Here is a 13,985-nt window from a genome sequence, read left to right as displayed (position 1 = left end):
CTGTCCTTCCAGAACAACGAACAACCCACCCTGCAACTACCCGGCCTCACCATCACCGCCCTCGACACCGGCACCGTCGCAGCCAAATTCGACCTGCAAGTCAACATCCACCCCCACCACCACCACGACGGCACCCCCGCCGAACTCGACACCATCTTCACCTACGCCACCGACCTGTTCGACGAAACCACCATCCAAACCCTCGGCCACCGCCTCCACCGCATCCTCACCACCATCGCCACCAACCCCCACACCCCCATCGGCGACATCGACATCCTCGACCCCACCGAACGGGAACGGATGGCGGTCGCGGCGGAGCCGGTGAGCGTCGAAGCGCCCACGGCCACCGCGGGTACGGCGTTGACCCAGGCACTGGCGGCGGCGGTCGAGGACGACCCGGACGGCCCCGCCGTGGTCTCCGGCGAGAACGCGCTGTCCTACCAGGATCTCGACGCGCGCTCGTCGCGGTTGGCGCGCGTGCTCATCGCGCGCGGCTGCGGCCCCGGCGCGGGCGTGGCGGTGCGACTGGATCGCGGCATCGAAGCGGTCATCGCCACCTGGGCGGTACTCAAAACCGGCGCCGCGGTGGTCCCGGTCGACGCACTCGACGCACTGCTGCCGCACGAACTCGAGATCAAGACCGGCTTGACGGTCGGCGGTGCGCACTCGGCCGCCGCGGTCGACTGGCTCGCCCTCGACGACCCGACCGTGGTCGCGGAGATCGCCGCCGAATCGCCCCGGCCGGTCACCTACGCCCACCGCATTCGCGCCTTGCGCGGCGGCGACCCGGCGTTCATCGGTGCCCAGGCGCTCAGCTACGACGACCTCGCCACGGCCGCCGCACGGCTGCGCGCCCGCACCGAACTGACCTTCGAATCGCGCACCTTCCAGCACGGCAGTCCGCAGTCGCCCGCCGCGCTGGTCGAAGTGGTCGCCGCCGGATCGGTGGGCGCGTCGGTGGTGCTGGCCGAGGCGGACGGCGCGCTGACCGAGTCGCTCGCCGACGAGTGGGTAACCCATCTGGTGACGGATCGGACCGGGCTGGACACGCTCGACCCGATGGCACTGGAGGATTTGCACGCCGTGGTGCTGGACAATGGTGTCGGCGCGGTGCCCGAGGGGCCCTGGTCGAATGTGGTCGCGATCGTCGAGTTCACCGAGCTGTTCGACGCCCGGTGAAGTGATTCGCGGTCATGCGGAAGCTCCCAGTTGTGTGACCATGCACACAGCGGACTGGTTTGCTGTATCAGGCCGTCCGCTGGAAATGTGTCATGGACGTGTTCTTACAGGCAGGATGTGCAGAGTTTTCATGTTTCGCTTGTCGGGGAATAGTCTGCCGGCGCAGGGATCGGCGCCCAGGAAGCACGAAGCGGGGCTCGCGTGACGCGGCCCGCGCGGGTGCGTCCCACTCGTACCCGGCGACCTAGAGTCACCACCCTCCCGCAACTGATGGCAACCGCCGTCGAAGCGCATCCGACGGGCACCGCGGTTGTCTTCGCCGACGCGGTCAGCTCTCGCGGACACCTCACCTACGCGGAACTCGACGCCAGGTCCACGCGGTTGGCGCGGTTGCTCATCGATCGGGGGGTGGGTCCGGAGGATCTGGTCGCTGTCGGTGTTCCGCGTTCGGTGGAGTCTGTGGTCGCGGTGTGGGCGGTGGCCAAGACGGGTGCGGGGTTCGTGCCGGTGGATCCGAACTATCCGGCCGATCGGGTCGAGCACATGGTGAAGGACTCCGGCGCGGTGCTCGGCCTCACCGTCGCGCGCGTGGCGGAGGACCTGCCGAGCGAGATCGAATGGCTGGTCATCGATTCGGACGCCTTCGTCCAGCGGCTGGAGGACTACCCGACCGAGCCGGTCACCTACGCGGATCGGCTGCGACAGTTGCGCGCCGAGCATCCCGCCTACGTCATCTACACCTCCGGCTCCACCGGCATGCCGAAGGGCGTGGTGGTCACCCAGGCCGGGTTGGCGAGTTTCTGTGCCGAGCAGCGGGATCGATATCGGGTGACGAGTGCGTCGCGGACGCTGCATTTCGCGTCGCCGTCGTTCGACGCGTCGGTGCTGGAATTGCTGCTCGCGCTGGGCGGAGCGGCGACCATGGTCGTGGTCGCGCCGACGGTCTACGGCGGCGACGAGCTGGCCGCGCTCCTGCGCAGGGAGGCCGTCACCCACGCGTTCATCACCCCCGCCGCGCTCGCGTCGGTGGACCCGGCCGGGTTGGACGAACTGCGCGTGGTTGTGGCCGGTGGCGAGGCGTGCCCGCCGGAGCTGGTGCGGCGCTGGGTGCGCCCGATCGCCGAGGGCGAGCGCGAGTTCTACAACGGCTACGGCCCGACCGAGACCACGATCATGACCAACATCAGCGCGCCGCTGGTGGTCGGGGAAACGGTGACCATCGGCGCGCCGATCCAGGCGACCACCGAATACGTGCTGGACGAGCGGCTGGTGCCGGTCCCGATCGGCGTGGTCGGCGAGCTGTACATCGGTGGACCCCAACTGGCGCGCGGTTACCAGCTGCGTCCCGGCCTCACCGCCGTACGTTTCGTTCCGAATCCGTTCGACCCGAACCACTCTCGGCTCTATCGCACCGGCGACCTGGTGCGCTGGACGCCGAACGGCGAGTTGGAATACATGGGCCGCAACGACTTCCAGGTGAAGATTCGCGGTTTCCGGATCGAGCTGGGCGAGATCGACGCGGTGCTGGCCGCGCACGAGACGGTCGACTTCGCGATCACCGTCGGGCATCAGTTGGACAGCGGCGCGACGATTCTCGTGTCGTATGTGCACGCGGCGAGCGGACGCTCCATCGACACCGACGAGCTGATCGCGCACGCCGAGCGCAGCCTGCCGGTGCACATGGTGCCGACCTCGCTCACCGTGCTCGATGAGATCCCGTTGACCCCGGTGGGCAAGCTGGATCGTCGTGCCCTGCCCGCTCCGCAGTTGCAGACCAAGGAATTCCGCGCCCCGTCGGGAGCGCTGGAGCAATTGGTCGCGGGCGTCTTCGGTGACCTGCTCAGCGCGGGTGACGAGATCGGCGCGGACGACGACTTCTTCGAGCTGGGCGGCAATTCGCTGATCGCGACGCAGGTCGCGGCCCGGCTCGGGGCGTCGATCGGCGCACGGGTGCCCGCGCGGACGGTGTTCGAAGCGCCGACGGTCGCGCTGCTGGCCGCCCGCCTCGCCGAATTCGACACCGGTGCGGCGCGTCCCGCGTTGGCGGCGCTGCAGCGTCCGGAGCGGGTGCCGTTGTCGTTGGCGCAGCGGCGGATGTGGTTTTTGAATCAGTTCGATACCGGGTCGGCGGCGAATAATATTCCGTTCGCGGTGCGGTTGTCGGGTGTGTTGGATGTGGCGGCGTTGCAGGCGGCGGTCGCGGATGTGGTCGAGCGTCATGAGACGTTGCGGACGGTGTATCCGGCGGTGGACGGTACCGGTTACCAGGTCGTGCTGCCCGCCGAGCGGGCGATCCCGGACCTGACGCCGCACAGCCTGACCGCCGGAGAATTGCCGGACTGGCTGGGCGCCTTCGCCGCAGCCGGTTTCGACGTCGCGGCCGAGGTGCCGCTGCGGCTTTCGCTCGCGCGGATCGGCTCCGACGATTACGTGCTCGCCGTGGTCGTGCACCACATCGCGGCCGACGGTACGTCCATAGCGCCGCTGGTACGCGACCTGATGACCGCCTATGTCGCGCGCAGCGCGGGCGAGGCGCCCGGCTGGGCCCCGCTGCCGGTGCAATACGCGGACTACACGCTGTGGCAGCACGCCGTGCTCGGCGAGGAGAGCGACCCCCGCTCCGTGGCCGCGACGCAGATCGCTTTCTGGCGTGACGCTCTCGCGGGCATTCCCGATCGGCTCGACCTCCCCATGGATCGGCCGCGCCCCGTCTCGGCCTCCGGGCGCGGCGGCGTCTTCACCTTCACCGTCGACGCACCCGTCCGGGCCCGGCTCGACGAACTCGCGCAGGCCCACGGCGCCTCGCTGTTCATGGTGGTGCACACCGCCTTCGCGGCGCTGCTGGCCCGATTGTCCGGCACCACCGACATCACCATCGGCACGCCGGTCGCCGGACGTGGCGAGGCGGAACTCGACGATCTGGTCGGCATGTTCGTCAACACGCTGGTGTTGCGGACCGCGGTGGACCCGGCGGCCTCGTTCGCCGGGCTGCTGGAGGCGACCAAGGAACGCGACCTGGCCGCGTTCTCGCACGCCGAACTGCCGTTCGAGCGGTTGGTCGAGGTGCTGGACCCGGTGCGGTCGCAGGCGCATCACCCGCTGTTCCAGGTGGCGCTGTTCTTCCAGAACATGGACCGAGCGCAGCTCGAGCTGCCCGGCCTGTCGGTCGGCGCGGTCGATTTCGACGGCGCGGCGGCCAAATTCGATCTACAGCTGACGGTGACACCGCAGGAGGGTCCGGACGCGGGCCTGGCCGCCATGTTCACCTATGCTACCGATCTGTTCGACGAGAGTTCGGTCGCCGAGTTCGCGGCGCGCCTGAACCGGTTGCTGCGCGCGGTCGCGACCGACCCCGATCGCGCGCTGGGCGGCATCGACCTGCTCAACGTGGTCGAGCGGGATCGCATCCTGCACGAGTGGAACGACACCCGCTACCCGGTCCGCTCCGAGTTGCTGCTCGATGGTTATCGCCGGGCCGTCGAGGCGCATCCGGACGAGATCGCCGTCGCCTACGAGGGTGTCGAGCTTTCGTATCGTGGGTTCGATGCGCGGGTGAATCGTTTGGCGCGGTTGTTGATTTCGCAGGGTGTGGGTGCGGAGTCGTTGGTGGGGTTGGCGGTTCGGCGTTCGTTGGATCTTGTGGTGGGGATGTATGCGATCGTGGCGGCGGGTGGGGCTTATGTGCCGTTGGATCCGGATCATCCGGCCGAACGCATCGCCCACATCCTGGACACCGCTCGCCCCCTCTGCGTCGTGACGACCAGCGCGGACGCGGCCGCGCTGCCCGATGACGTCCGGGCACTCGCCGTGGACACGCTGGATCTCGGCGGCTTCGACGACAGCCCGGTTCGCGCGGAGGAACTCCTGCGTCCGGTGGTGCCCGCGCATCCGGCGTACGTGATCTTCACGTCGGGGTCGACGGGCCGCCCGAAGGGCGTCGCGGTGTCCCACGCGGCGATCAACAACCAGATCGAGTGGATGCTGGCGGAATACCCACTCGATGCCGATGACGTGTACCTGCAGAAGACGGCGACGACGTTCGACGTCTCGCTGTGGGGTTACTTCATGCCGCTGCGTGTGGGCGCGAAGCTCGTGGTCGCCACGCACGACGGTCACCGTGACCCCGCGTATGTCGCGGAAACCATTGCTTCCCAGGGCGTGACGGTGACGGACTTCGTGCCGTCCATGCTGACGGTCTTCGCGGCGCACACCGTCCCCGGCAGTTGCCCGACGCTCGAACACGTCTTCGTGATCGGCGAGGCGCTGCCGCCGGAGACCGTGGGCGCGATGCACGCGGTGTCCGACGCCGCCGTGCACAACCTCTACGGCCCCACCGAGGCGGCGGTCTCGGTGACCTACTGGCCCGCGTCGCCGGACGAGCGCACCGTGCCGATCGGTCTGCCGCAGTGGAACACCCGGGTCTACGTTTTGGACTCGTGGTTGCAACCGGTGCCGGTGGGTGTGCCCGGTGAGCTGTATCTCGCGGGTGACCAGTTGGCTCGCGGCTATGTGCGGCGTCCCGATCTCACCGCCGACCGGTTCGTCGCCGACCCGTTCGGCAACGGAGAGCGGATGTACCGAACGGGTGACCTCGTCGTGTGGCGCAAGGACGCCGACGACGCGGTGCTCGACTATCTCGGCCGGACCGATTTCCAGGTGAAGTTCCGCGGTCAGCGGATCGAGCTGGGTGAGATCGAGACGGCGCTGCTGGCGCAGCCGTCGGTGAGCCAGGCCGTGGCCCTCGTCGCGGCCTCGTCGCTGGGTGATCAGCTCGTCGCCTACGTGGTCCCCGCGCCGGGCGATCGGATCGACGCGCAGGCATTGCGGTCCGCGATCAGCGAGACCTTGCCCGCCTACATGGTTCCGGGCGCCATCGTGGCGTTGGAGGCGTTCCCGCTGAACTCCAGCGGCAAGCTGGACCGTAAGGCTCTGCCCGAGCCCACGTTCGAGACCAAGCATTTCCGTGCGCCTGCGACGGCGGTCGAGGAGATCGTGGCGGGGGTGTTCGGTGAGGTGCTCGGGCTGAACCGGGTGGGCGCGGATGACGATTTCTTCGCGCTCGGGGGTAATTCGCTGGTCGCCACGCAGGTGGTGGCTCGTTTGGGCGCCGCGGTGGGTGCGCGGGTGCCGGTTCGGACGCTGTTCGAGGCGCCGACGGTGGCTTCCCTGGCGTCGGCGCTCGAGTCACGCACACACGGCGAGCGTGGTGTGGAGCTGGGCAGTATCGCCCGGCCCGACCAGTTGCCGTTGTCGTTGGCACAACGGCGGATGTGGTTCCTCAACCGCTTCGATCAGTCCGCGAATGCCGGGGAGCAGATCGGTTCGGCGGCTTACAATCTGCCGTTCGCCTTGCGGTTGACCGGTGCGTTGGATGTGGCCGCGTTGGGGGCGGCGCTGCGCGATGTGGTGGCGCGGCACGAGGTGCTGCGGACGGTGTATCCGGAGACCCCGGACGGTCCGGTGCAGGTGGTGTTGCCTGCCGCGCAAGTGACCCTGGACTCGACTCCGCGGGTGCTGGCCGAGTCCGATGTGGCGAGCAGCGTGTACGCGTTGGCGGCGGCTCCGTTCGACGTGACGGTCGAGGTGCCGTTGCGGGCTGTGCTCATCGAGGTCGACGGAGTGCCCGACACGTATGTGCTCGCGGTGGTGGTGCATCACATCGCGGCGGACGCCTCGTCGATGGGTCCGCTGGTGCGGGATGTGATGGTCGCCTACGCGGCGCGCACCTCGGGCGACGCACCGGCGTGGTCGCCGTTGCGGGTGCAGTACGCGGATTACGCGCTGTGGCAGCGGGCGGTGCTGGGAGACGAGTCCGATCCGGCATCCATCGCTGCCCGGCAAATCGGCTTCTGGCGTGAGCAACTCGCCGGTGTCCCGGACTTGCTGGAGTTGCCGACCGACCGACCCAGACCTGCGGTGGCCTCGCTGGCCGGTGCTCGGGTGGATGTCGAGATCGATGCCGCGACCCACGCGGGGCTCGTGGATTTGGCTCGTGCCCACGGCGCCACGTTGTTCATGGTGGTGCATACGGCGTTCGCGGTGTTGCTGGCTCGGTTGTCGGGCTCCGACGACATCGCCATCGGCACACCCGTCGCGGGTCGTGGTGAGCGTGAGCTCGATGACTTGATCGGCATGTTCGTCAATACCGTGGTGTTCCGGACGCGGTTCGAGCCCGATGAGTCGTTCGTCGGCCTGCTCGGCAGGCAGCGCGAAACCGATCTGGCGGCGTTCGCGCATGCGGATGTGCCGTTCGAGCGGTTGGTGGAGGTGTTGAATCCGCCGCGGTCGACGGCGCGTCATCCGTTGTTCCAGGTGGGTTTGTCGTTCCAGAACATCGCGCGGACGGCGTTGGAGCTGCCGGGTTTGACGGTGTCCGGTGTGGACGCCGATCTGGATGTGTCGCAGTTCGATCTGCATTTGATCGTCGGTGATGCGTATGACGGGTCGGGTGCGCCTGCGGGTATCGGCGGGTTCCTGACGTACGCGACCGACCTTTTCGATCGAACCACTGTAGAAGGTTTCGCGGCACGATTCTCCCGCATCCTGACGTCCGTGGTGGCGGACGCGAACGCCGCGGTCGGCGATCTCGAGTTGCTGGCCGATGCCGAACGGCACGACGTGCTGGCGCGCTGGAACGCCACCGAGCAGTCCGTGGATGCGGGCGCGACCCTGGTCTCGCTGCTCGACGCCAGCGTGGCGGCGGACCCGCGTTCCACGGCGCTCGTCGCCGATTCGATCGACGGTGAGCGGGTCGAGCTGACCTACGCCGAACTCGATGCGCGAATCAATCGTCTTGCGCGGCATCTGATTTCGTTGGGTGTGGGTCCGGAGTCGCGGGTGGCTCTGGCGTTGCGTCGGTCGGTGGATCTGGTCGTGGCGATGTATGCGGTGGCGAAGTCCGGTGGTGCGTATGTGCCGGTGGATCCGGATCAGGCTGCCGAGCGCACCAGCTACATCCTGGAGACGGCGGCACCGGTGTGTGTGTTGACCAACGCTGATGCGGAGTTCGAGACCGATGTCGCGCCGGTGGTGCGTATCGATGAGTTGGATTTGTCGGGTGTGGATGCGAAGCCGGTCACGGATGCTGATCGGGTTGGGCCGTTGCGTGCGGAGAACACGGCGTATGTGATTTTCACGTCTGGTTCGACGGGCCGGCCGAAGGGTGTGGCTGTTGCGCACGGTGCGATCGCGAATCAGTTGCAGTGGAAGAGTGTCGAGTTCGGTCTCGATGCGGCTGATGCGGTTTTGTTGAAGACGGCGGCGACGTTCGACTTGTCGGTGTGGGAGTTCTGGTCGGCGGCGGTGTGTGGTGGCCGTTTGGTCATCGCCTCCCCGGATGGTCATCGGGATCCGGCGTACCTCAACGAACTCATGGCCCAGGAATGGGTCACCACGCTGCACGTCGTGCCGTCGATGCTGGACGCGCTGCTGGCGGCGGGTATGCCGGATTCGTTGTGGCGGGTGCTGGCGATCGGCGAGGCGTTGCCAGGGGCGTTGGCCCAGCGGTTCTTGCGCCGGAATCCCCGCACCGAGTTGTTCAATCTTTATGGGCCGACCGAGGCTGCGGTGTCGATCACCAGCCATCGTGCCACCCTCGCCGACGAGACGTCGGTGCCTATTGGTGCGCCCGAATGGAACAGTCGGGTGTATGTGCTGGATGGGCGTTTGCGTCCGGTTCCGGTGGGTGTTTCCGGTGAGTTGTATCTGGCTGGTGCGCAGTTGGCGCGTGGTTACTTCGGTCGCGCCGATCTCACGGCGGACCGGTTCGTGGCGAATCCGTTCGAGTCGGGTGCTCGGATGTATCGCACGGGTGACCTGGTTGCCTGGAATGGTCGCGGCGAACTCGAGTACCGGGGTCGTACGGACTTCCAGGTGAAGATTCGTGGTTTCCGTATCGAGTTGGGTGAGATCGAGGCCGCGTTGCTCGCGCTGCCGGAGATCGCGCAGGCGGCGGTGGTTGCGAAGTCGGATCCGAAGACCGGTGATCGTTTGGTGGCCTACTTGGTGCCCTCTGGTGCTGGGTCTGATGGTCGTGCCGATGCCGATGCCGATGCCGATGCCGATGCCGATGCCGATGCCGATGCCGCTGCTGGGGCTGCGGCTGCTGGCGGTGCCGGTGCGGGTGTTGATGTGGCGCGGGTGAAGTCGGAGCTGGCTGCTGTGTTGCCGTCGTACATGGTGCCGTCGGCGTTCGTGGTGTTGGATGCTTTGCCGTTGAATGTGAACGGGAAGTTGGATCGTAAGGCGTTGCCGGAGCCGGAGTTCGAGGTTCAGGTTTTCCGTGCGCCGTCGACTCCGATCGAGGAGATCGTGGCGTCGGTGTATGCCGAGGTGCTGGGTGTCGAGCGTGTCGGTGTGGATGATGATTTCTTCGCCCTCGGTGGTAATTCGTTGTTGGCGACGCAGGTCGCGGCGCGTATCGGTGCGGCGTTGGACGCTCGTGTCCCGGTGCGGGTGTTGTTCGAGGCGGCGACCGTGGCCGGACTCGCCACGAAGGTCGAGCAGCACGCGGGCTCCGGCGGGCGTAAAGCCTTGGTCGCCGGTCCGCGCCCTGACCGCATTCCGCTGTCGCTGGCGCAGCAGCGCATGTGGTTCCTCAACCAGTTCGATCCGGCGTCGTCGGTCTACAACATCCCGGCCGCCATCCGCCTCACCGGCGACTTGGACGTGGCCGCTCTGCGACAGGCCGTCGCGGACCTGGTGGCGCGGCACGAGATTCTGCGCACGATCTACCCGCAGACGCCGACCGGCCCGGTACAGCAGGTGCTCGCGGCGGACGAGGTGCCGATCGGGCTGGCTCCGGCCCGGGTCGACGCGGCCGATCTGGCCGCCGCGGTGACCGCCGTCGTCGCCGCGGGCTTCGACGTGACCTCCGAGGTCCCGTTCCGGGTCGAACTGCTCGAGGTCGCATCCGCGAACGCGGACGACCCGACCGAGCACGTGCTCGCGTTCGTCGCGCACCACATCAGCTCCGACGGTTGGTCGATGGGACCGCTCACCCGGGATCTGGTGCTGGCCTACGAGGCGCGCAGCAGAGGCGAAGCCCCGGCCATGGCCCCGCTGCCGGTCCAGTACGCGGACTACAGCCTGTGGCAGCGGGAGGTGCTCGGTTCCGAGAGCGACCCGAACAGCCTCATCTCGCAGCAGGCCGAGTACTGGCGCGGCACGCTCGCGGCACTGCCGGACGAACTGCCGCTGCCGGTCGACCGGCCCCGGCCCGCCCAGGCGTCCTATCGGGGGGCCACCTTCGCCTTCGACATCGACGCCGACCTGCATGCCGAGCTGGAACAACTCGCCCAGCGGCATAATTCGACACTGTTCATGGTGGTGCACGCCGCGCTCGCGGTGCTGCTGGCCCGGCTGTCGGGCACCTCGGACATCGCCATCGGAACCCCGGTGGCCGGCCGCGGCGAGGCCGAACTCGACGATCTGATCGGCATGTTCGTCAACACCCTGGTGCTGCGCACCGAGGTCGAGCCGGGCACGCCGTTCGACGCGTTGCTCGCCGAGGTCCGCCGGACCGACGTCGCCGCGTTCGGGCACGCCGATCTGCCCTTCGAGCGTCTGGTCGAATTGCTCGATCCGGTTCGCTCGGCGGCGCGGCACCCGCTGTTCCAGGTGATGCTGGTGTTGCAGAACTTGGCGCAGGCGACGCTCGAGTTGCCCGGCCTCACGGTGTCCGGCATCGATCCGCAGGTCTCGGCGGCCAAGTTCGACTTGCAGATCACCCTGGCCGAACAGCCTGGAGACCAAGGTCTTTCGGTGGTCATCGGCTACGCGACCGACCTGTTCGACGAATCGACCGTACGGAATTTCGCGAGCCGATTCCGCCGTATCCTCACGTCGATCGCGGCCGATGCCACCGCTGTGGTGGGCGACATCGACGTGCTCGCGCCCGGCGAGCGCGATCAGGTGCTGAGCGCATGGAATGCGCCGGGCGCCTGGGTCCCCGGCGCGACCTTGCCGGATGTGATCGCCGAGCAGGCATGGTTGCGTCCGGATGCGGTCGCGATTCGTTTCGGTGATACGAGTTTGACGTTCGGGCAGTTGCAGCGGCGGGCGAATCGGGTGGCTCGGGCGTTGATCGCTCAGGGCGCGGGCCCGGAGTCGGTGGTGGCGGTGGCGGTGTCGCGTACCGAGGAGCTGCCGGTCGCGTTGTTGGGTGTGTTGACCGCGGGTGCGGCGTATCTGCCGATCGACACCACGTATCCGGTGCAGCGGTTGGAGTTCATGCTCGAAGACGCCGCGCCGGTGTGTGTGTTGAGTAGCGCTGAGCAGCGGGATGGGTTACCGGTTGGTGGGTTGCCGGTGGTGGTGTTGGGCGATGCGCAGCACTTCTCGGACGCGCCGGTGGGTGACGCGGATCGGGTGGCGCCGTTGCGGCCGGACAACTTGGCGTATGTCATCTACACCTCCGGTTCGACCGGTGTGCCCAAGGGTGTGGGGGTCGCGCACCGCAATGTGGTGGAGTTGCTGGCCAATACCGCGCCGTTGTTCGGGTTCGGTCGCGAGGATGTGTGGACGTTGTTCCACTCGTATGCGTTCGATTTCTCGGTGTGGGAGTTGTGGTGCGCGTTGGCGCACGGCGGCAGTGTGGTCGTGGTCGATTATCTGACTTCCCGCTCGCCCGAGCAGTTCCGGGAGTTGTTGATCCGGGAGCGGGTCAGTGTGCTCAACCAGACTCCGTCGGCGTTCTATCAGTTGGTCGAGACCGACCGGGCCGCGGCCGGGGGTGAGCTGGCGTTGCGGTATGTGATCTTCGGTGGTGAGGCCTTGGATCCGCGCAAGCTGGGGCGTTGGTATGAACGCCACGGCGCGGCTACTCGGTTGGTGAACATGTACGGCATCACCGAGACCACGGTGCATGTGTCGTTCCTGGAAATGGAGCCGCAGCATGCGGGTGAGAGCGCGAGTGTGATCGGGCGGGCGATCGCGGGGCTGGGTGCGTATGTGCTCGATGGGCGTTTGCATCCGGTGCCGGTGGCGGTGGCCGGGGAGATCCATGTCGTGGGTGGGCAGTTGTCGCGGGGTTATCTGGGCAGGCCGGGGTTGACCGCGGCCCGGTTCGTGGCCGATCCGTTCGGTGCGCCGGGTGCGCGGATGTACCGCTCCGGCGATATCGGCCGCTGGCGTGTGCACGGCGAGGACGCGGTGCTCGAGTACGCCGGGCGCGGGGACCAGCAAGTGCAACTGCGGGGGTTCCGTATCGAGCTCGGCGAGATCGAAGCGGCGCTGTTGCGGTGTCCGGGAGTGAGCCAGGCGGTGGCGCTGGTCCGCGAGGACCAGCACACCGGTGAACGCTTGATCGGGTACGTGGTCCCCGACACCGGCGTGACCATCGACCCCGCCGCGGTCCGGACCGACGTCGCCCGGTTCCTCACCGGTTACATGGTGCCCGACGCGATCGTGGTGCTGGAGACGTTGCCGTTGACCCCGAACGGGAAACTCGACCGCCGCGCGTTGCCGGCCCCGGAGGTCAACAGCGCCGTCGCCTACCGGGCGCCGCAGACGGTCACCGAGCAAGCGGTGGCAGGCGCGTTCGCCGAACTGCTCGGCGCCGAGCGGGTCGGCCTGGATGACGACTTCTTCGGCCTCGGCGGCAACTCGCTGCTCGCGGCACAGGTGGTCGGGCGGCTGCGGGAGGCGACCGGAGCGACGGTGCGCGTGCAGTGGTTCTTCACCGACGCGACGGTGGCGGGCTTGGCCGCCCGCATCGACGCCGGTGACGCCGACGCCACCGCCGCGCTGGACGTGCTGCTGCCGATCCGCGCGAGCGGATCGGCGGCCCCGCTGTTCTGCCTGCATCCGATGTACGGCTTGGCCTGGTCGTATGCGGGCCTGGCCCAGTTCCTGCCCGCCGAGCAGCCGATCTTCGGCCTGCAATCGCCCGCGCTGTCGGAAGACGGCGAACTGCCCGGTTCGCTCGCACAGCTGGCCGAGCGCTACCTGTCGGAGATCAAGGCGGTGCAACCGCAGGGCCCGTACCGGTTGCTCGGCTGGTCGCTCGGCGGTGTGCTGGCCCATGCCATCGCCACCGCGTTGCAGGAGGCGGGCGAGCAGGTGGAGCTGCTGGCCATGATGGACAGCCATCCGAATCCGGACGTCGTCGGTTTCCGCGCCGCGGTGCGCGGCGCACTGGCCGAACTCGGCCTCGGTACGGCGGCTGCCGAGGGCGATGATGTCTACGAACTCGACGACGAGTCGTTGGCTGCGCTGCACGCCATGATCCCGGCGGATCTGGTGGCGGTGACGCCGGAACGGCTGCGCCGGATCTACCGCAGCGCGGTCCGCTCGGCGGAGCTGATCGCCGAGCACCGGCCCGGCGTCTTCCGCGGCACCGTGCAGTACTTCAGCGCGGCCGTCGCCGATCCCGCCGACGAGTTGCGCGCCGCCGCGGCGGACTGGTGGCCGTATGTCCAAGGCATGGTCGTCGACCGCCCGGTCGAGGTCACCCATGCTCGGATGGCCGCGCCGGAGGCGCTGGCGGTGATCGGTCCGCAGCTGGCCGCTCTGCTCGACGGCCGCCGTTGATCGTCCCTGCCGACGCCGCGACCCGAATCCGGCGTCGGCAGGGAATAATCGTCCCCGGCACTCGTCATACGCGTCCGTTCCCGCGGCCCGGAACCCCACGGGTCGTGGCCGGTCGCGCTCGGCGTGCGCCGACGGTTCGGTAACGATCGGCATGCGCGCGCTCGATGATCACAGCGCGGGGAGCATGGTGACGTGCGTGTGGCGACGATAGACAGGGTGAGGCAGCACGATGGTTCGGGCGGTCGGGCAGCGGTGTGACGAAACTGCGGAAGCGG

At 68.2% G+C, this 13,985-nt stretch carries 2 protein-coding genes; both read left to right on the top strand.

The window, feature by feature from the left end:
• Positions 1–1,179 (top strand): AMP-binding protein (locus ABZ803_RS30460; protein WP_357044558.1); only part of this gene is annotated, 1,179 nt, incomplete at its 5' end.
• Positions 1,180–1,380: 201 nt separating this feature from the next.
• Entirely contained in the window at positions 1,381–13,710 is a 12,330-nt protein-coding gene (locus ABZ803_RS30455) for an amino acid adenylation domain-containing protein (RefSeq protein WP_357044556.1), read from the top strand.
• Positions 13,711–13,985: the final 275 nt, after the last annotated feature.

Source organism: Nocardia sp. NPDC047648 (assembly GCF_040642815.1).
Taxonomy (GTDB): domain Bacteria; phylum Actinomycetota; class Actinomycetes; order Mycobacteriales; family Mycobacteriaceae; genus Nocardia; species Nocardia gamkensis.
The sequence above is the reverse complement of the archived record's forward strand: the minus strand, read 5'-3'. Positions and strand labels throughout refer to the sequence as shown.